A 23304-nucleotide genomic window follows, 5' to 3' on the forward strand; every position below is an offset into this window, starting at 1 on the left:
CCAGAGAATATAAATATATTATGACGTCTCCGCGTTAATATTCAATTTCAATCGATATAAAAATCGAGTTAAACGGAATTTTTATTTAAATTAGAGATAATTTCATGCCAACAGCTCATAGAGTTCACACAAATCCAGTAAGCACACCTCAGAAAAACGACCATTGGACAAAGAAGGTACAGGAAACATTCAGCTCCTTTGAAAACGGTGAGAAGCTTGCATTACAAAAGCTGAAAATATTATTTCCATTAAAGACTGAAAAAGAAATTGGAGATATATGGAAGAGCTTTAATATGTCAGGTGAAATGCGGCAGCGATTGGTTTTTGAACTGGCCGGTGAGGGGAGCATTCCTTTATGGGCTGAAACGCATAAAACCGCGTCAATGGACGTTAACAACCTCCATCGATTTGATCACATTCGTAGTATCACCGATTCGATGATTGCTCAGCTTCAAAGGGGTAACAAAATTAACCCTCAGCACTCTGCTGTTTTCTATTTTAGCCCCCAATTTCTTGCCGACTATGCCCAAATAAGTGGCTATCAAACTAACGACAAAGGTGCTCTCTTTAGAACCGATATGAGCGGGGTATTTCGTGGCGATCATCGGACACCAGATGAATTGACTATGGATGGAAAAATGTTGGCTTTCAATGGAGGACATTCCGATCAACACACCACGGAAACGACACTTTGTACCAGCACCGACTATCGAGATGGTGTCGATTATGGTCACACTCATGTGGGGGAAGCGGGACAATTCAACTACGGTTACCAGGATGCAGAAAGCCCTGATCCATCCGATTCAGATTCCATTGACTCACAGCCTTCTGAACGCTTGCGTGAGCATCAAACAGATGGGTTTGTCTATTCGATCGATACACGAGGTTTGGAGGCTGTACCCATCGCAGACAATCTTGTGCTTAATCCACACAAATCAGTGGAGGCGGGTGGTGTTATTCCCGCTGAGGTACACATTTCTGCTCTTAGCGGCACAGGGATTACGTCTGATCGCATATGGTTGGTTAACTCTTTGGGTACCAAAGCCGTCAAGATTGATGCACTGTATAAACATTTTCCTCAACAGCTTTCCGATCTCAATAGTCGGACGTTAAATGGTGAAAAATCATACATCTACGATGCCCTATTCGACGATGCCGCTTTAAAGGGAATCGCGGTTTTGGACATCAGTGAAATGACCCGATCCGGTGCCACACAAAATATTCGTGATTACCAACATCCTGACTATTCCCGTGTAGATGCTGGCATCACTCTTTCTTCCATCGTTGTGCCCACCGCCAGTACTTCCGTAAAATTGCCCACATCACAAGCAGTACAGAGATCAGAAGCTCATTCCAAGAGACACAGCTCACATGAACTCATTAATGTCACTATCGATGATTTTCTAGACAAATTAGTAAACTATTTTTTAAAAATAAAAAAATCGATTGATAACCATATTCAAATGGGCGCTTTTGATGCTTTAACTTGGGACAAAAAATTTTTAACGCCAATTGTCGCACTGGCTAATGAAAAAAAACCGGGATTAGATCTGTTTTTATGTGATAACCCAGACGATTTTGTCAAAAAAATAAAAACATTAGTGGGGTCAAATCACCAGAATCAGGAAAAAACCGCACGATTTATTGTACCCAGTGATAATGGTGGGCATTTTGCTGCTTTTGATTGTAGGGTAACAACTGAAAATAAAATATCCATTATTGGCGTTGATTCGTCATCAAAAATGGGAGCAGGCATATTAACAATGCAATTATTAAAGATATTGTCTACAAAACTGCCCAATGCTTCATTTAAGATGATGTTGACTTTTCTACAAAGTAGCCATGGTGAGTGTGCTATTTTCAGTCTTGCATTAGCCAAAAAAATGTTTGAAGAACAGACAATCTTTCAGGAATTACATGAAAAAAATCTTGCAGGTCAATTGGTTTCTGTTGCTGATCCAAGCAGCCCTTATTTAGAGCCTAAGGATTCATACCGTTATCTTCCCGCGACCATGATGAAACATTTTCAGTCGCAAAGGGAGCTAAATGAATATCTCGCACAGAATCCAAAAGCAAGAGACTTGATAATTAACAACAAAAGGCAAACATTAGCGACTAGATTACAGCAGCATAGGACTTTCACCAGCAGTCATGGACCAGAAGGAGGAGTAATAACCTGTTCTAATTCTATTGAATTAGAAAGAAAAAAAATAATTCTCTCTCTTATTACTGAGCTCCTTAGCAATCCAGAAGATACGTCTAAAAAAATTCAACCATCGCAAGCCATTCCTCATCTAGGAAGTGAAGAAGAAATAAAAGAAATCTCATTTGCTTTTGATCAGCACAAAGATTTTATCGAGGTACTCGGAGACTTGATACCTGATAATCTCAAAGGCAGTTTGTCCAAGGCTTTTTCTAGACAAGTTATGCTGGAGACGCTTATTCGTGGGCCGAATGGCGTCAAAGAATTTAGAACTTGGCTAGAAATTTTGGTTGACGACTATCTCGTTTATAAGGATTTGACTGAGTATCTTGATATTGATCGCTATCTCACTCCCAAAGACCAATATCGTCGCCATCATCGGGGAATCATCATCACACATCTAGGATTATTACAATCTGAAAATACAGAGATGTGGAGAGAAAAATTTGATAGTAGTGGTCTTCGGATAGCGAATAGTCATTTTACACAGGATCCTGCTGATGATGTGTTGAACGTTATTAAGCGTGCTAATTATAAAAATTTTATGGATCAATTAAGAACGCTTACTGAAAATAGTTACATTTTTATCGATGCAATCACCTCAGATACGAAAAATTATGGTGCGTCAGCGATTACAGTCGACGAAGAAGGGGGTAAGAAAATCTGGTCGTACTTCGATCCCGATAGCGGCTACCAGGTATTTGCTCATTACGATGATTTTCGGCAGTTTATGGATCACCACTTTACAGGCATTGATCAAAGAACACTCTCTATTCATTTTCAAAATTTTAGAGGTGTTGAGGGAGAAGGGCAGTCACCTCCTGATGATCTACCGGCTCAATACGAAAGCGGCAGCAGTAAGCAGCTTGAATATAATGATAAAATTCATGTCATAAAAGATGCGATACAGCGAAGACTCCCTATCTATATGGCTAAAAATGTTACCGCTACCATCACCTCATATTCTGAACCTGTAGAAGATAATGATAATAATAAAATTATTCCGTCCGTCACCGTTGACGTGGAAGTGAGAGGTTCAGCCCCAGAAATACAGACAAAAGTCGTCACTGTCGTGATCCCTGCGGGTGATATCGAAGAAATACAGAAAGCGCTGAAATCTAACCGTGATAAAATTGTCAAGTTCGAAGGTCACACATTGACGATGACCGAAGTTGACACCTGGAACCCACTGAATATTACGCCCATGCCCGATGGGGGAGAGAGTGACTATTCGTTACAATTGATTATGCAGCTTGAAAATGACTTGGCGTCGAGACAGGCGGCAACAGCATTAGCAAGCAAGCATGCGCGCGGAACGGTAGTATTTCAACTCGATAAGCAGGGTGGATCCCGTAACGTTTATGGTGAGAATGAGCTAACAATACCGCCAAGAGAAGCAAAAAAACAGCTACGTGTGCAGTTTCCAATGCACGGTAATCATGGCGAGTATCAGCAATATCTTGCCGGACAAACACCCGCAGAATTGGCGAAGAATTTCGCCGTTTTCATGCGTAAATTGAGACAACAATATCCACATCTCCCAGAGATTGACCATATCAGTTTGGTGGCCTGTGAAGCAGTGACCCCTGACAAGCGCTCTGGTCTTCTTTGGCAATTTGCCGACGAGCTTATTAAACAAGGGATAACACATAAGACCATTTCTGCCTATTCAACAAAAATCGGCGTCAGTCCGTTATCAACGGAAGAACAAACTATTTCTCCAGGCCGGAAAATAACACCATTATCTAAATTTGAAGGCTATTACTATCACCATGATAGTCGATTCAAGGCGACACTAGAATGGGATAGCGTTCAAAGGAAACATATTCTTCTTCATCCGGCAAAAGAGAAGGTATGGCAGTTAATCTATTGGATGACGGGAGAGCAGGCTGTGACCAGCTTGGGACAGCCAGGATCTTCCGAACGTAAAGTTTCTCAGCGGATTGAAGCGCATCGTGTGGCATGGAACGAAAAAATGCAGCGGGCGCAACAATGGTTAGACATGCATCCAGAGTTAGAAAATTCACCGTTATCTCAGGTGGCGGAGCAGGTGAGCGCATCCGAGAGTCTATTGTCCTCTCCTACCATCACACCCTATGACGAGGTGTTAATCAAACAGACAGATCGCGCGCGAACGGTCATGGAAGTTCAACGATTAGAGCAAGCAGTGTCTAATGAAATTGATCGACAGGAAAAGATGTTAACTCGCCAGGAAGGCAAGGCATATCGCTTTAAACGATTAGGTGCTACCGAGGAAGGTAAGACCTCGCTCATTTTTGTTCCCGTCGAGGAAGAACCAGAAGGAGAACTTAAGCAAGAAAAAAGGCTGACGGAGAAAACCCGTCTCAGCGAGAGCGATGTTTTTACCCACATGCGCAATAAAATGGCTGAGGTGGAACCCGGGATCGCAGAGACAGAAGGCATATCTACCATGAATTTCGCCTTTCTGGCTATGCACCTATTTTCACAGCAGCATCAAAGCTATCTCTCGCCGTGGAAACAGTTTGTCGGCAATGCCAATTTTATTCAGATATTGCATGGTGTCGCACAGGATATCGGTAATATTGTCAAAACAGTAAAAATATTGAGCGGAGTAGGGACCCAAGCGGAAGGCATGTTATCCAAGCTCCTGGGTGGCACGGGGGTGGTCCATACAGGGAGCATAGTGAGTGTGGCGGTTGATATTATTAATCTTGTCAATGCTATTGATATGTTAGAGAGTATGCCTCCCGGCGCAAAAAAAGACATTGCCATCGCCCGGGTTGCTCTCGCGAGCACACAACTGGCCGTTGATAGCAGTTTTGCGGTATTAGGGGTGGTGGCGACATTTTCTCCGGCTGTTGCTAGCGCTATGGCGTTCGCTGGGCCTTTGGCTGTTCCTTTTGCGGGGTTGATGATAGGCGCAAATGCTTTGCTTGAGGCGATGGAGCATAATCATGAGCACCACCAAGTGGAGTTGGATCAGCTCCTCGCCCCTTTTCGCCATGCCATGTCGAAAACAGCCCTCACCCCCACGGGCATCGCGAAAATTGACCACAACAACCCTCATGTTGTTGCCCTTGAGCCGTATGTGCCACTTAAAAGGATATTGATAAAAGGGAATAACCTCTCGGTTCAAGTGTCTGATATAGGGATACCCCATTTCTATGCTGAGAGCGGTTTGCGAGAACATACATCGGATTATGGCTCCTCGCTGAGTGCCTATACGGCTTTCGGTTTTGATATGACGAAGTGCTACCTACAATCGGTTGCTTTGCCTTCATCTAGCACTTTGGTATTACCTGCTGCTCTAGACGGATATTATGATTTTTCACATGATGTTCAGATTTCTGGGGAGTTAGATGGCGTCGATACATTTAATACATTTTATGCACATTATGGCGATAAATTCTTCAATATTGAGCATCATTGGGATGGGTATCATGGCCCCAATAGCGTTAAATTCTACCCCCGTGACACGGCATACGTCATAACATTAGACAGCGGTACACGTCGGATTGTTTTCCAAGATACGTCAGAAGTGAAAAAAATTCCTGGCCAGAATCATGACGGGCTTACCAATACCGACATTCCAACGCCTTATACCATGAAGTTTTATCCGGATACACCTGTGTACGGTCATCTACCCACCCCGATGACCGATAGGGCACATGCAAAGCTGTTAACCTATACCTTTCAAGGGGGAGGGGGAACCACTTCTATCGATCTCCCTGATGACTCACGGCACATTACACTTGAATCGAGTACCGAACGTGTAAAACGAGAAAATGAATCCTGGGTATTGGATATCACCCCTGATAGGTTAGCGGACTTACTGGACTACCAAAAAGCTTGGCTTGTATTACAGCAACGTGTCGGCCAGCGCATTCCATTCAAAGCGTTACTGTCAGAATTAAGGAAAATGGGGCTGGATGAAAAGTCCATGGAGACTGTCAGAGAAACACTGATACGTGATTATGCTGATCATGGAAAAGCGGTAGTGTTATATGGAAAAACACACGCTCTTACAAAAGCACGCACGGATGAACTCGCACTGTGGAGCGATTTAGAAAGAATTAGAGAGCAAATAAATAGTAGCCATCCCTCTTTTTGGAAGGAATTATGGGGAAGGCTTAAAATAGGGGCTAGAGAAGCCTATGAAGTGCTGGCAGGCGACATGAGAGAACAATGGAATTATGTCGATTATGAGTTGCTTCACAGTCGTGTCCAGCGGGTCAACACGATTACCGAAGCGGAATTGCAAACATCCGTATTAGGTGATTATGAATTTGCTGTGAGCGATATTGTGGCTTTAGCTACACCCTGGGTGACGGCCACACAAGAGAAAAATAAAACGGCCATTATTGCATTGCAACAAGCACATACTGATCAATTGGCCTGGAATAAGAGCGTTGAACACGGGTACCTTCAATTAGGCAATAGAAGAATAGAGATAAAGAATGGCTCTCCTGGCGCGATCATGCTGACTATGCGCCCTGTAGAACTGCCTGGAGTGACGTTTCATCTCTCGGAAAGGGGAACATTAACGGCCCCCACCGCCGAAAAACCCACAAAATTTTTGTTGAAAGTGACCTTGGATAGCGATGATCTCAATGCATTATCCGACGAAAATCTCGCTAACATTCAGACGGTGGTACAGCAGTATTTCAACAGCGATAAGTTTACCCTTCATGGGCAATCGGATAACGGATTGTCTGACGTTTATCTTCGTTCCGTCATGTTGTCGGGGGTAGTATTCAAGCTGAGGTCGGTGTCAGTAAAAGAAAAGGCGCCAGTGGCCTCGGCAGCTTTACCTGATGAGGTCAAACACTCCTCTCCACGACAGGCGTCGACTGTCACCCAGAAATTTGCTGTTACCGTGGCGGCGGAGAGCCTAACGGCATTATCGAGCACGAGCCTGGCCGAGATCCAGCGTATCATGCAAAGCACTTTTAGTAATAAAAAACGTTTTATTGTCGACCCACAAATTCCCATCAGTGCTCAAGTTGCAGAGGGTGAATTGGCCACAGGGGTGCTAAATTTAGCGACTCAGCGTTGGCAAGCCGTTAGCACACATACAAATGCTGAGGGGGTTCTCGTTCCTATGCTTCATACCAGTGATGGAGGGGTAGTTACATTCCCGGCTTGTACTACTGCTCAAGTCGCTTACGATCCCGGAAAAGCACAGCTTTATGTTGAAAGTATTAGCACAGAGCCTCATGGCGTTATTAAAAAATTACGCGCCCGCTATGATTATGATGGGCCAGAAGGTCATCGCTATCAGCACATTGAAATCTACTTGCATAACCAGTACATGGAACGAGAGGCTATAGGTGCATCACCTTCACATTCAAGAAAAGAAGGTGATCGAATACGCTTGCCAGAGAGTGAGTTGATGGCATTCATCAATGATCCTAGCCAACACCTTTTGTGGGTGTCGGCTCTGCAAGAGCTTACCGTACCTGACTTTTGGTCCAGTGATACCAGACTAAAAATAAAATTCAACGGTTTAGCTGCAGATTTTATCTTTAATGATGAATACATCACCTCTGCTAACAGGAGAGAGTGGGACCCCAATAAAGATGTAGTCTTGTTTAAAAAAGCCCAGTGGGATTCAAAAACAAGCGGTCATCGATTTATTCTATCCCGTGACGGCCAAAATAACATGCTGACTATTATTGCAGGCAACACTTCTCAAACGGGTACGGTGACGTCGTTTGATGTGAGTAGCATCAGCAGAGACATTCCGTCAGAGGTATTAGGTTCACTCTCTTCTTTGACTCTCTCTGTTGGAAATAATACAAACACCGTCGACTTATCAGCCTTTCCTACGATCCCCTTCACTGTTTTTGCTCAAGCGGGCACAGACATCGTGGGTGCGCGGCCAGATACTACGGTTTTCTTACATGCACAGGGATTATCACATGTCACATTTAAGCTGAGTGCATTACCTCGGGTGCCCGGAGAAATGACCCCACGATGGACACTCGCCGGCCTGAACATAGATGATCGCATGGCACTACGAGAAGATAATCTCATAAAAATAGTAGGGACATTGAGACACCAAGCCACCGGCAAAACTCCTTTTCAGCTGAAACCCACTGTGCCACTTTATATCAACAGCCATAATGGTGAACAGGCAACAGGATCCTTTGATACTTCCCGCCAACGTTGGTTAGCGATGAGTCGCCCTATTATAGGGGCTCAGACTCAGTCATTACCTACGTTGTATAGCAGTGAAGGGGATAACTTCACCCTCCTCACCGACTCGAATCAAATCGGTTACGGGCATGATGGCCTCTATGTGAAGAGCGAGGTCACTTTGATGCGTAATAGCGCTAAAGAACCGTTGGTGCAGCTGAGCTACCGTTACTCCCCTTACCTACGGGAAGGAGAGCGTTATCGGCAGCTCATCGTGCGCCTGGGTGACAGTGATCACTATCGGACCGAGGCGTCCGATCAGCGCTCTCTACTACAGCAGTTTCGGGAGGGGAATAGCGGGGCGTCCCCCCCCCTTAATCGCGTGGTTGCGTAAACTGAATCCTCAAGAGCCAGTGATTATCATCGATACGATTAGAAATGACGCGGAATGCTTGTATTGGAACGGTCAAACCCTCCAGAAAAAAGCCGCTGGATCTGTTTTCACTCAGGCTGACGATGCTGACATAGAAAATTATATGTCGCTTGGCTTTGAAAAAAACGCTTATTATTCAGGCAGTATAACAGATGATACCTACGATTATACTCCTGAGGAGAGGAATATGATTATTCATGATGGCGGCGGCAATGACACACTGGTGTTAGCGGAGGAGATCAATGAAACTGAGATTCAGTTAAAAAGGGAAAGTAATCATCTTCGTGTCATTATTACGTCTGAAGAACACGCTGATGTGGCAGATAATCTCCGTGGTGTCGTTTTTGCCGATTATTTTACTCCGTCACCTGTGAATAAAATTGAGGCAATACAGGTTGGAGAAAATCGTTATGATACGGCTAAAGTGTTAAATTTAAGTTTAATTAATCTTAAAGATAAGTCTCAAAAAAGTTACTTGTTTTTTATGTAGCAAAAAAGAGATGAAAATTCATAGTGCTATGAATACACAATAAGATTATTTCAATAATTTTTTGTTGTCTGGGGGATTCTTCTACATTATTGCATGCTCCACGTATAAAAATTTTGAAATTTTCTCATTTTATTTGTCTGATCATTCATCTATACGGTAATAAGATGCTGTTCGAAGGTCGACAATAACTCCTCAACAAATTTTAATCGTTGTGTTCTGTCGCTCAGATCCTGCATAAATTTAAGTTTTGTGGGACCCTCTAACCGATAGATCTGTGGTTGATGTTGTAGTAATCCAATTAGATGACTCGGATCGATGTGATGGTTAGCACCAAATTCAATAAATCCGCCACATTCATTACTTTCGATCCGTTTTATCCCCAATTTTCGTGCTTGTTGCCGTAATGAGGCTGTCTGCAATAGATAGAGAGTGGCGTCAGGTAAAGATCCGAAACGATCGATTAACTCGACTTTTAATTCATTCAGCTCTGCGTTATTCGCTGCATTTGCAATACGTTTATAAAGTGATAAACGAATATTGACATCAGGGATAAACGTATCCGGCAGTAATACCGGCATACGCATTTCAATTTCTGTTTGATAACGAAGCAGATCTTCTAGCGAGGGTTCACGCCCAGCTTTCAACGCATCAACCGCGTTTTCCAGTATTTCCATATAAAGAGAAAAGCCGATGGTTGTCATCTGACCACTTTGATCCTCACCCAATAATTCACCTGCCCCGCGAATTTCCAGATCATGTGTCGCCAAAGCAAAGCCAGCACCTAAATCTTCCAACAAAGCGATGGCTTCAAGGCGTTTCTGAGCATCGCCAGTCATTTGCTTTACATGAGGAGCTAGCAGATAGGCATAAGCTTGATGGTGAGAACGCCCCACGCGACCGCGTAGCTGATGAAGTTGTGCCAAACCGAAGCGATCGGCACGTTCAATGATGATGGTATTAGCGCAGGGAACGTCGATTCCGGTTTCAATAATGGTGGTACAGACTAAAACGTTAAAGCGGTGATGATGAAAATCATTCATGACTCGCTCAAGATCCCGTTCACGCATTTGCCCATGACCGATAGCAATCACGGCTTCGGGAACCAATTTTGCCAGTTTTTCTGCCGCTTTTTCGATGTTTTCGACTTCGTTATACAGATAAAAAACTTGCCCACCTCGTAATATTTCACGCAGAATCGCTTCACGTAGCACTAAAGCGTCATATTCTCGTACGAAAGTTTTTACCGCCAGACGCCGCGCCGGTGGCGTAGCAATGATCGATAAATCACGCATTCCACTCATTGCCATATTTAGCGTACGTGGGATAGGCGTGGCAGTCAGCGTAAGAATATCGACATCAGTGCGCATGGCTTTGATCCGTTCTTTATGGCGCACACCGAAACGATGTTCTTCATCGATAATCAATAACCCCAGATCTTTCCAGCGTAGATCCGCTTGCAATAATTTATGTGTGCCGATGATAATGTCGATTTTACCTTCGCTGGCTTGTTGCAAAATGGCTTGCTGTTCCTTGGGACTACGAAAGCGGGACAACATTTCTATCCGTACTGGCCAAGTAGCGAAACGATCACGAAAATTATCAAAATGCTGTTGTGCGAGCAGGGTTGTCGGTACTAATACTGCGACCTGTTTGTTATTGATAAAGGCTAAAAATGCAGCACGCATGGCGACTTCTGTTTTTCCGAAACCGACATCACCACATACCAACCGATCCATGACTAAGGGTTGGCACATATCGTTCAATACAGCATGAATAGTCTGTTCTTGATCGGCTGTGGGTTCGAATGGAAAACCTTGGCAAAATAGAGAGTACTGTTCATCATTCTGTTGAAATTTAAAGCCAGGTTTAGCGGCACGCTGGGCGTAAATGTCCAGCAATTCAACGGCAACATCACGTATTTTTTCCGCTGCTTTTTTTCGTGCCCGGTTCCAAACATCGCCACCAAGCCTATGTAACGGTGCATTTTCGTCTGTGCCACCACAATAGCGACTGATAAGAGACAGGGAGGAAACAGGGACATAAAGTTTATCTTCACCCGCATAGATCAGTATCAGGTATTCCGCTTGAATGCCGCCCGTTTCCAATGTTGTCAGCCCGAGATAACGTCCTACACCGTGTTCCAAATGCACTACAGGTTGACCTGGGTTTAATTCTGCCAGGTTACGGATCAGCGTGTCGGTATTAATAGTGCGTCGATTGTCTTGGTGTCTACGGTTAACCCTTTTACCGAGTAAATCACTTTCACAGATCAACGCACGTTGTTGTTCAGTATCAAGGAAACCGCATTCAGCGGCGCCAATCATCAGATAATGCCCGGGTTTTGTTGCTTGTGAGAGCTGACTAATTACGACTGGGTGGAGTTTTATTCGTGCCAATAGCGTTTGTAAGCTTTCTTTACGGCCTTCACTTTCTACTGAAAATACTAGGCTGCCGCTAAATTGTTCGCTAAAACAACGCAAATTATCCATAGGGGCTTTTTGCTGAGCCTGTATTGTCAATATTGGCAGAGGTTGATAAGACAAATTGGTATTAGTGCTTTTAGTTGTCAGTGTTTCACTCTTTAGCTGTATACGTGGCCACCGTTTCAGTTGAGAAAAAAGTGTGTTGATATCGAGCCATAATGCATCGGGTGCGAGTAAGGGGCGCATCGGATCCACTCGACGGCTCTGATAGCGTTGGTTGATATCTTGCCAGAAAGCGGTGGCAGGGGCGACCAAATCGCCGACATTAATCAACAAGGCATTCTCTGGCAAATAGCTAAATAATGTCGGTAGAGGTTGACTGAAAAACAGTGGCTGCCAATATTCGATCCCGACAGGCCAAATACCTTTACTAACTTGTTGATAAACATGCTCTACATCACGCCGTACTTCAAATTTTTCTCGCCATTGGCAACGAAACAATTCGATAGCCGCTTTATCGGTAGGAAACTCATGGGCGGGTAACAGGTTAATTTGTTTGACTTCCGATAATGTGCGTTGTGAATCAGTATCAAATAGGCGCAAACTATCGATCTCGTCATCGAAAAAATCAATACGATAAGGTTCTTCACTGCCCATTGGGTAGAGATCTAACAAGGCTCCACGGGTAGCAAATTCACCGTGTTCAATCACCTGATCAACACTACGGTAGCCTGCCTGTTCAAGTTGAGCACGTGATTTATCACGGGAAAGATGTTGCCCTTTTTTCATCAGCAGCGCATGACTGTGAAGAAATTCATGAGGACAAACACGTTGCATCAACGTATTGATCGGTAAAATAATAACACCACAATCCATTGTGGGTAATTGATAAAGGCAAGATAAGCGAGAGGAAATAATATCCTGATGTGGAGAAAAACTGTCGTAAGGCAAGGTTTCCCAATCGGCAAGGATAGAAATAGGTTGTGTAGAAAATTGCGGAATTTCATCACGCAATCGCAGTGCGCTTTGCATATCCGTAGTAATTAACACCACTAATCCGGTATGACGATCGATGATCTCTGCACATTCAATAGCATAAGCGGCGCCGACTAATTGACCTAACTGACGTGTACCGCTGCGGTGCTGGGGTAATGAGTAACGCTCTATTCGTGGTGACATAAGTAATTAAATAATTCCGGCTCGACAAAATTCGATAAAGTTCAATAAATGCTAACAGGAGGCTTATTCTAGCACGTAAGCGGGCAGGGGCGTCGATCTGTGCAATTTTTGCGATAAAACTCGCATATATAGAAGGTGGGTGGTTCCATAAAATTGATCTAGCCTTTACTATCAGCAATCACTTGGTGTTAGCAACGGGATCTTCGTCGATTTCATGTATCAACCTGTCGCATTATTTATCGGTCTGCGTTACATGCGTGGGCGGGCTTCTGACCGTTTTGGACGGTTCGTTTCGTGGTTTTCGACCATAGGTATCACGCTTGGAGTGATGGCGTTAGTTGTGGTGTTGTCTGTGATGAATGGGTTTGAGCGTGATTTACAAAATAATATTCTGCGACTGATGCCTCAAGCGTTGATCACCACCGAGCAGGGATCTCTTGATCCGCAAGAAATACCTGTTTCGGCACTGAAAGAGCTGCGAGGTGTCAGTGAGATTGTTCCGCTAACGACCGGTGATGTGGTTCTACAAAGTGCACGTAGCGTCGGGGTAGGGGTGATCCTGGGTATTGATCCACAGCAGTATGAGCCACTTGCCAATTATCTTATCAACGTACGCCAAGACGTTCTACAGCCGGGTAGATACAACCTTATTATCGGGGAAAAAATGGCGCAAGAACTGGATGTTGAGCAGGGAGACACCCTGCGTCTGATGGTACCCAGTGCTAGCCAGTTTACCCCAATGGGGCGTATTCCTAGTCAGCGTCTATTTAATGTTAGCGGTATCTTTGCTGCTAATAGTGAAGTTGATGGTTACCAACTATTGCTCAATCAACAAGATGCTTCACGCCTGATGCGTTATCCGTCGGGTAATATTACCGGCTGGCGATTATTCTTGCTGCAACCACTGCAGGTCGATCGCTTGCAACCACATCTACTCCCTGCAGGGACATTATGGAAAGATTGGCGAGCACGTAAGGGTGAGCTTTTTCAAGCGGTACGTATGGAAAAAAATATGATGGGGTTGTTGTTAAGTTTAATCATTGCGGTAGCCGCCTTCAATATCGTCACTTCGTTGGCGTTGTTGATAATGGAAAAACAAGGTGAGGTGGCTGTTTTGCAAACCCTGGGGCTTAGCCGTGGAAAAATTATGAGCGTATTTATGGTACAGGGTGCCAGTGCCGGTATTATCGGTGCATTGATAGGGGCAGGGATGGGCGTTTTGTTAGCCAGTCAGTTAGCGACTTTAATGCCTCTTTTGGGTTTGTTGATTGACGGTGCTTCTTTACCTGTCGCTATTGAACCGCTGCAAGTGGTGCTGATTGTTTTACTGGCAATTCTGATAGCACTGTTATCTACGCTGTATCCTGCTTGGCGTGCTGCTGCTGTTCAACCTGCGGAGGCATTGCGCTATGAATGATTGTCTCTCTCAGTATAAAAACGAGTTGCAATGTGAAAGTTCACCAGGATCCGAAAATTTGTTGCAATGTGAAAGTCTATGCAAAAGCTATCAAGAAGGCTCACTGCGTACCGATGTATTGCGTAATGTCACTTTTACTATGCAAACCAAAGAAATGATGGCGATTGTTGGCAGCTCAGGTTCTGGCAAAAGCACCTTATTACATCTACTCGGTGGTTTGGATTCACCGACCTCCGGTGAGGTTATCTATCAAAATCGTTTTCTTAATCGGCTGTCTTGCCGTGCGCGAGCGGAATTGCGTAATACTGAGCTTGGTTTTATCTATCAATTTCACCATTTACTACCGGATTTCACTGCACTAGAAAATGTGGCGATGCCATTGTTAATTGCGGGTAGTAAGAAGGCCGCCGCCCAGGATAAGGCAAGTGAGATACTGGTAGCGGTTGGATTGGAAAAAAGAAGTCAGCATCGCCCCTCTGCGTTATCTGGTGGTGAACGTCAACGGGTGGCGATTGCACGTGCTTTGGTTAACAGCCCCTCGTTAGTGCTAGCGGATGAACCTACAGGTAATTTGGATCAGTATAATGCGGACAGTATTTTCAATTTATTGGGTGAATTGAACGTGCATCAAGGTACGGCTTTTCTGGTTGTTACCCACGATTTATCATTGGCAAAACGGCTCAGCAGACAACTTGAGATGCGTGATGGTCACTTGCAACTACCTCTTATTCTGGAAGTGTAATAATGCTTAATTTGCCACTGTCTCTTACCATTGCGCTACGTTTTAGCGCGGGTCGTCGTGCGAGTCGTAGTGGAAGCATGGTATCGCTGATTTCAGTGATATCCACCCTGGGGATTGCGTTGGGGGTAGGGGTATTGATCATTGGACTGAGTGCTATGAATGGTTTTGAGCGTGAGCTAAAAAATCGGATTTTGGCGGTGGTTCCACAAGGTAAAATTGCTTTTTTAGAACAATCAGTTAATACCTGGTCGGCTACTGTAAAAAAAATTGAGCAAGTGACTGGGATTATTGCTGCTGCACCCTACATTGATTTTACTGGCTTGATGGAGCATGGATCACAGCTACGAGCGGTACAGATAAAAGGTGTCGATCCGCAATCTGAAAAAAGACTGAGTGTATTGCCAAACTTTGTACTCAACCACGCTTGGGATAATTTTCACGCGGGTGGACAGCAAATTATTCTGGGAAAAGGTTTGGCTGATGCGCTGGCTGTAACACAAGGCTCATGGTTGACAGTAATGATCCCAAATCATGAGTCTACGATGAAATTACTGCAACCGAAACGCATTCGCTTACAGGTGGTTGGAATATTTCAGCTCAGCGGTCAGTTAGATCACAGCTTGGCATTCATACCTTTGGAGGATGCACAACAATATTTGGAAATGGGTGACAGTGTAACAGGGATCGCAATAAAAGTAGCCGATGTTTTTAATGCTCAGCAATTGACACGTAACGCCGCGGAGGCAACATATTCTTATGTTAATTTTAGTAGCTGGATTGGCACTTACGGTTATATGTATCGTGATATTCAGATGATCCGCTCTATCATGTACTTGGCTATGGTACTGGTTATTGGTGTTGCCAGTTTTAATATTGTTTCTACTCTAGTGATGGCAGTAAAAGAAAAAAGTTGTGATATTGCGATATTACGTACCTTAGGAGCGACAGACAACCTGATCCGTGCGATCTTTATTTGGTACGGTATATTGGCAGGGCTGGTGGGTAGCGTCAGTGGTGTTATTGTGGGCACCCTGGTTTCTTTGCAACTGACATCTATTATTAACGGATTGGAAAAATTGCTAGGTCATCAATTTCTCTCAGGAGATATTTATTTTATTGATTTTCTTCCCTCTGAATTGCGTGGGATTGATGTGATCTCTGTGCTGATGACCGCTCTATTACTCAGTTTATTTGCCAGTTGGTATCCTGCTAAGAAAGCCAGCGGAATTGACCCTGCACGAGTATTAAGTGGGCAATAATGAACGAAGAGAAGAGGTTAGTTGTATTTGGCGTTAGTTTTAAATCATTTTAGTTACAACATACAGATAAAAGTTATTAAAAAAATCAGAGAAAAAGATAAACTACTTTTTTAAGCCTCATTTTCTAATATGTATCACCAATACATTCAAATTAATAATGCATATTTAGTACCTATATAGAAAAAAAATGTTGAAATCCAAAGAACCCATTGCAATTGTCGGTATCGGCTGCCGTACACCAGGAAAAGTTTATGGACCCAATGACTTATGGGAAATGCTATGCGCAGGTATTGACTGCATCACAACTGTTCCCAGTGAACGATGGAATATGGATTACTACGATCCTAATCCAGATAAAACAGGAAAAATAAAAACAAATCGAGGAGGGTTTATTGAAGGTATAGACCTCTTCGACAATGAATTTTTCAATATTTTTCCCAAAGAAGCAGTAGATATTGATCCTCAACAACGACTACTTCTCCAATGTACCTTTGAAGCCTTGGAAGACGCTGGAGAAAAATTTGAGAACTGCCAAGGCTCACGAACTGCTGTATATGCAGGTTACTTCAACAATGACTACCAGCGTATTCTGCTTGATCCTAGTAACCGCTATGACATTACCCCCGATATAATTATAGGAACCCATGCCACATCATTAGCCAACCGAATTTCCTATTTTTATAACTTTAAAGGACCCAGTATTACCCTCAATACCGCCTGTTCATCATCCTTGGTTGCTGTGCATCTTGCTTGCCAAGATATTTGGAACCAAGCAGCAGATGCAGCTATTGCCGGTGGCATTAGCATTAATATCAACCCACTATCCGCTATGGCATTGTCGAAAAAAAACTTTCTCAGTCCTGATGGTGCCTGTAAATCCTTTGATGAAAGCGGAAACGGTTATGTCCGTGGCGAAGGCGTAGGCTTGGTCTATCTCAAACCCCTCTCAAAAGCCTTGACTGATCAGAATAAGATCTATGGACTCATTTGCGGCAGTGCCTGTAATTCAGATGGCTACACAGCTGAAGGTTTTAGCGTTCCCAGTTCTGATGCACAAGCCATTATGCTGCAAGAAGCCTATCACAATGCTGATATTGATGTTGCTAACGTTCAGTTTATCGAAGCACATGGAACGGGTACACCCAAGGGAGATCTTGCAGAAACTGAAGCTTTTGCCAAAGTATTTAGTCATAGACCTATCGAGCACCCTCTCTTGATCGGTTCAATCAAAAGCAATTTCGGGCATTTAGAGGGCGCTGCTGGTATCGTAGGTAATCAAACTGGCTTTATGCTTACATCATAAGAAGATTCCAGGGAATCTCCATTTCAAAAAGGAAAATCCCAATATCGATTGGAAGAATTGGCGCCTCAAGGTAGTAGATAAAACACAAGATTGGCTACCACAGACTGATGATTCAATACCACGTACTGCTGGAGTGAACTCTATTCCTGAAGTTCATCACAACACTAAGAAATTAAAAGCCTATAATATTCAGCCATCAACCCAGAGAGTTGAACTTTTCACCTGTAGTGCACAAACAGAAAAAGCATTGAAAGCACTACTTGGATCCTACCAAAAACACCTTTTAATGTCTGAAGCCAATTTGAATGATATTTGCTTCAATGCCGGCAAATATCGCTCAACCCTGAACCATCATATCGCTATCACGGCAACCGATAAACAGGATTGTATCAACAAAATAAATGCTTTTCTCGAAGGAGATATATTAAGCGGTGTTGAATATTTTTCAAACAGCAGGAAAACGCCACGTTTGGGGTTTATTTTCACAGGTCAAGGCCCTCAATGGTATGCCATGGGGCGTGAGCTCATCGCCAAAGAACCCCTGTTCCGTAAAACAGTCGAAGATATTGATGAACTTTTTTTAATTTTATCTGGCTGGTCTTTATTGGAGGAAATGAATCGTTCCAAAGTTGAATCCAATATCAGCGACACACGGATAGCACAACCTGCCATCATGGCGATTCAGATAGCTCTCGTCGAATTATGGAAGCAATATGGCATTGAGCCAGCAGGACTGGTCGGACATTCGATCGGTGAAGTCGCCGCGGCTTATGCTTCTGGAGCCTTAAACATGGAGCAGGCAGTAACCGTAATCTACCACAGGAGTAGAGGCCAGCACCAAGCGGCGGGTAAAGGCCTTATGCTAGCGATAGGCCTAAGCAAAGTTGAAGCAGAAAAATTGATTGCCGATGTGTCTGACGTAGTATCAATTGCAGCGGTAAATGGCCCAGAAAGTATCACTTTGTCGGGAGATAAAAAGCCTCTGGACGCAATAGCTAAACAATTAACTGCTCGTGATATATTCAATCGTTTTCTTAAGGTTGATGTACCTTTCCACTCACACCACATGGATCCTCTCAAAGAAGAACTAATTTCTTCTCTGCAAGATCTACGACCTATAGAAACAAACATACCTCTCTACTCGACCGTAACAGGAAAACAGGAAAACGGGACACATTTAGACGCAAATTATTGGTATAATAATTTGCGTGATCCTGTTTATTTTTCGCATGCTTTGGAACAAATGATTCAAGATGGCTTTGATCTTTACGTTGAAGTGGGGCCACATCCAGCACTAAGTAATGGAGCCGAAGAGCTTTTTGCTAAATTAGGTTGCAATGCCCGTATTTTCCCTTCTATTCGGCGTCAAGAAGATGAAGCACTGCGTTTCAAACAGACCCTGGGTGCATTGCACGTTGCTGGCTTACCACTAGATTGGGATAAAATTTGCCCTAACGCACATCGCCTACATGATCTGCCACGTTATCCATGGCAACAACAGAGTTTTTGGCATGAAACTCGTAGCCACCAAGCACACCGTCTCCAATGTCATTATCATCCTCATATTATTCAACACCATAATTCAGGTTTAAGCCAGGATGTACATAATTTTAGAATCTTTCTGGATGGCCAAGCAGACCCTTATATTAAAGACCATACAGCCGCTGGCCTGATCATTTTTCCGGGTACAGGTCATCTAGAGCTAGCAACAGCAGCAGCGCAGAAAGCTTTTGGCAGTTCTTTTTGTTTTCTAGAAAACATTAATTTTGAAAATGGCTTGTTTCTGCCTCATGACGGTGAAGCACCAGAAATACGTTTGGAAATCTACTCAAACGAAGGCCGTTATTGGCTAATGAGTCTTGATAATGAAGAAGATGTCGCCTACAGTGGTTGTTACGAATACCGTTGGCAACCCGCAAAAGATTTTGACCTTTATCCCACGATCAACGAAGAAGTCCTGCTTATTGGTGATGCTTCATATCAGCATGACTTATTATTAGAAACCCTCTCTGATGCAGGCATGAAAATAGTGACATTGGGAGAAGCCCCCAAATTTTATCGGCCAGTGCATTTACAAGATCGTGAAAAAACGCTGAAAGCATTTGAAGAGATCAAGTCAGCTTATCCAGATCTGAACCGAATGGTAATCACACTTCCTCTAGGGCAAACGGGTGAGGATAGCCTGTCAGAGCGAATTGAAACGCTGGCGTGGAAAATTTTAAATATCAACAACGCCATCATTAAAAATGAATGGCAAGGGGTAATATGGACCTTAACCCATCGTCTGGAAAAAGTATTACCTGATGACAAATGTATCAACCTGATCCAATCGCCAATATATGGTTTAAACAGAGTCATGACCAATGAATCTCCAATGGCAATGTCTAAAATAGTGGATTTGGGCTCTGCCGATAAGCAGGAGTTACAATCTTTGATTACACTCTTTAATTCAACTACCCATGGTAACAACGAAAGCGAATTAGCCATTAGGGGAGATAAGCTATTCGCTAAACGGCTAGAAAAAGTCAATCCACATCAAGCACAGGAGGACGCACACAAGGTATTAATGGGCAGTGGTAGCTATTACGAGGCGTTTTTTACCGAACAGGGGCTCCTCGATTCAGTACGTTTTCGCCAAATTGCTCCTCCTATCCTCGGAGAATATGAAGTAGAAATTGCGGTTAAATCCGCCGCATTGAATTTTAAGGACATTTTAAATGGTACAGGTTTACTCTCTACAGAAAGTATTACCGGGGGGTTATGTGGGGATCAACTCGGTCTAGAGTGTTCTGGTATAGTGACTCGGACCGGATCATCAGTAAGTCGGTTTAAGGAAGGAGATGAAGTATTAGCCATGGCACCGCGTTCTATCGCAGGGATAGCAGTAACACCGGAACACTGTATAGTTAAAAAACCGTCACAATTGTCATTTGAGCAAGCCGCCGCTATCCCTGTCGTTTATCTCACTGCTTACCACTGTCTGTGTAAATTAGCTGACATCAAAAAAGGGGAACGCTTACTTATCCATTCCGCTACGGGAGGCGTGGGTATGGCTGCCATCCGTTTAGCACAAGAAATTGGCGTTGAGATCTTTGCTACAATCGGCAACGCAGACGAAGACAAAGGCAAAGAAAAACGTGACATCTTGCGCGCAATGAATATACAGCATGTCTACGATAGTCGGAAACTGGATTTTTACCACCAAATTATGGCAGATACAAACAATCAAGGCGTAGACGTCGTTCTCAACTCTCTGAGCGGTGACGCTATCACGCAGAGTCTAAAGTGCCTACGTCCCTACGGACGCTTCATCGAAATCGGCAAGACAGATATTTATCAGGATGCTGCCCTTTATCTCAAGCGATTTGGGGAAAACCTCAGTTACTTTGCCGTGGATATCGACCGGCTAATGGCTCAAAAACCGGAACGTGGCGCCGCACTTTTTGCCGAAATTATAAAACTTTTCGAAAAGGGCAGTCTAAAACCTCACCATATCAACGTATTCCCGATCACTCAACTCAGTGCTGCACTTAACCACCTTGCTAAGAGCCAACAGATTGGTAAAGTGGTGTTAAATATGGAAGGCCATACTGTGCACGCTTTACCGCCAGCGAATTTAGTGCTTGATCCTGAGAAGGTATACATCATCACGGGAGGAGCCAGTGGTCTTGGTATCGAGCTGGCTAAGTGGCTGGTAGAGAAAGGCGCTAAAAAATTAATGTTGGTCAGTCGTAGTGGGCCTAAAATGGCGAATGATTGGCTGTGGATAAAAACTGTTCAGACCCAAAAAATAGACATTTTCTTGCCTGAAATCGATCTCATTTCTCCTACTGAAGTGGCACAGATGATTGCACAGGCCAAAACGTTGGGAACCATCGGTGGGGTGATACACGGTGCAGCAGTTATGCAAAATGCCATGATTGAGCACCTGGGTAGGGAAACGTTTGCTCATGTTTTTTCCGCAAAGGCGATGGGAGCCTGGAACTTACATCAAGCTCTGCAAGGCGAAGCAGTCGATTTCTTTCTTTTGATCTCCTCAATCAGCTCAGTGTTTGGCTTTGCCGGTCAAGCGAACTATTCAGCAGCCAACAACTTCCTCGATAAGCTGGTCTATTATCGTCATCTACAAGGTCTCACAGCGCAAAGTGTTAATTTTGGTGCACTCGGAAAATTTGCTGGCATGTCCAGAGATGCTGGAACGCTGATTAATATACTTGAAAATCAAGGTTGGGCCTCTATGACTCAACAGCAAATCACCCACAAAATTGAACGTATCCTGTTAGAAGGTAATATAGTGCGTATGGCTGCTAATATTGATTGGTTGCGCTTTCGACAAGCTTTCGAACATCTACGCACTGACCAGCGATTTGCACATCTACTCACAGATGCAGCGTTGAACCTCAACAATAAAACAGGGGGTGACCAGAGCTTACGTAGTAAGCTCCAGACAGTAGTTGCAGAAGAAGCGCAACACATTTTAGTGGAACATTTTACGGATACCTTAGCCAGGCTCCTCGGCACTGTAGTGGATAAGATCGACCCAGGAAAATCACTGTCGGCTATGGGTATCGATTCACTGAATCTGGCTCAATTACGCAATTCGATACAACAAAAGTTAGGGATCAATTATTCTTTAATGCGTTTGGTTAAGGGACCCAGTATTGTAGAGTTAGCTGAGCAGATCAGGGAAGAACTTTCCGATACAACAACGGAGACTCCTGTTTCTAATGACGGTGATAGCTCAGGAATTACTATCGAACAAGATATCGAAGTGATCAACCGCTGGTTTGTACGTCTCAAAAGAAAAGAAGGAGAACCCCCGAAGAAAATTAAGCTATTTATGATCCATTCGATGGGAGCGGCGGCATCGATGTTTGCTGATTTTATGTATCACCCTCCTTTTGAATGTGAAGTGTATGCGGTGCAACTACCTGGCCGAGAACACCGGATTAATGAAGAAGTTTATACCGAGCTTACACCTTTATTGAGTAGTTTAGAAGAAGCCCTGATCCCATTATTGGATGGAGACTTCGCCATTTATGGTCATAGCTACGGGGGCATCATTGCTTTTGAACTTTGCCGATTGCTGCGGGAGAAACACAACAGATTCCCCTTACAATTATTTATCTCAGCTACCATAGCGCCTCAGCTGACGCCAGACTGGAAAGCACGTCAAGTGATGCGTGAAACGACCAATCGGAACTATTCAGATCAGCAGCTTATTGACATGATGCCGCGTATTATGAGTCGTGAATATTTACTGACAATTCTAGAAGGTATGCGTCGCGACATGCCTTTACTGAACAATTATGATTACCAAGAATGTGATCCTTTCCCTTTTCCGATTAGAACGTTTTCTGCAATTGAAGATGATGTGACATTTCTCTCTGAAATGAAACCATGGGCACTGTTGACCCTATTGCCTAAAGATCAAATAGAAGTCCATGGGGATCACTGGCTTCTAAGCAGAAAAGAAAATAGAGAATTAGTTGGTAAACAAATATCTGATGATTTACGTAATCTGAAATAGTGTTTTTTCACACCTTAGCTGTCATTACTGACACAGTATTTATAGATACTATGTCAGTAAATAGTTTGTTAATACCGAAAGCAAGATGGATTGTATAATTATTTCGTGCTAAAAATGAGGATTCATTTCCTCCATTGACTTCAAGAGGTTCTTATGCGTAAATTTATTCTGTTATCTGTTCTATTGGTTTCTGCTGAAGTTGTTA

At 43.6% G+C, this 23304-nt stretch carries 8 protein-coding genes; 7 read left to right on the forward strand and 1 reads right to left on the reverse strand.

All coding sequences use genetic code 11. The features are described 5' to 3' along the window. Positions 1–293 precede the first annotated feature (293 nt). Positions 294–8717, forward strand: coding sequence for a YopJ family acetyltransferase (locus tag AAHH42_RS07910; RefSeq protein ID WP_342220854.1), 8424 nt, complete (start codon positions 294–296; stop codon positions 8715–8717). A gap of 19 nt (positions 8718–8736) precedes the next feature. Then, positions 8737–9246, forward strand: a complete 510-nt coding sequence (locus AAHH42_RS07915) for a hypothetical protein (protein WP_342220855.1) — start codon at positions 8737–8739, stop codon at positions 9244–9246. A 149-nt stretch (positions 9247–9395) separates the two neighbouring features. Here AAHH42_RS07915 and mfd read toward each other — a convergent pair whose 3' ends face one another. Beyond that, positions 9396–12848 carry a transcription-repair coupling factor gene (gene mfd, locus AAHH42_RS07920; RefSeq protein WP_342220856.1) on the reverse strand — a complete coding sequence of 1151 codons (3453 nt, stop codon included), beginning with the start codon at positions 12846–12848 and terminating at the stop codon, positions 9396–9398. 214 nt (positions 12849–13062) lie between these two features. Between mfd and lolC the strand changes: the two genes are divergently transcribed. The 5 genes from lolC to AAHH42_RS07945 all read left to right on the forward strand — a co-directional run bounded on the left by lolC (position 13063) and on the right by AAHH42_RS07945 (position 23099). Further along, complete coding sequence (gene lolC / locus AAHH42_RS07925) at positions 13063–14265, forward strand: lipoprotein-releasing ABC transporter permease subunit LolC (RefSeq protein ID WP_342220857.1); 1203 nt, start codon at positions 13063–13065, stop codon at positions 14263–14265. Next, positions 14258–15007, forward strand: coding sequence for a lipoprotein-releasing ABC transporter ATP-binding protein LolD (gene lolD / locus AAHH42_RS07930; RefSeq protein ID WP_083429565.1), 750 nt, complete (start codon positions 14258–14260; stop codon positions 15005–15007). Before lolC ends, lolD begins: the two co-directional genes overlap by 8 nt. Positions 15008–15009: 2 nt before the next feature. After that, a complete protein-coding gene (gene lolE / locus AAHH42_RS07935) occupies positions 15010–16266 on the forward strand; it encodes a lipoprotein-releasing ABC transporter permease subunit LolE (RefSeq protein WP_342220858.1) in 1257 nt (418 codons plus the stop codon). A gap of 187 nt (positions 16267–16453) precedes the next feature. Beyond that, complete coding sequence (locus tag AAHH42_RS07940; protein WP_342220859.1) at positions 16454–17569, forward strand: polyketide synthase; 1116 nt, start codon at positions 16454–16456, stop codon at positions 17567–17569. 133 nt (positions 17570–17702) lie between these two features. Continuing rightward, positions 17703–23099 (forward strand): SDR family NAD(P)-dependent oxidoreductase, encoded by a 5397-nt coding sequence (locus tag AAHH42_RS07945; RefSeq protein WP_342220860.1) that lies wholly within the window; start codon positions 17703–17705, stop codon positions 23097–23099. Positions 23100–23304: the final 205 nt, after the last annotated feature.

Source organism: Candidatus Fukatsuia endosymbiont of Tuberolachnus salignus (genome assembly GCF_964030845.1).
In the GTDB taxonomy this organism is placed as follows: Bacteria; Pseudomonadota; Gammaproteobacteria; order Enterobacterales; family Enterobacteriaceae; genus Fukatsuia; species Fukatsuia symbiotica.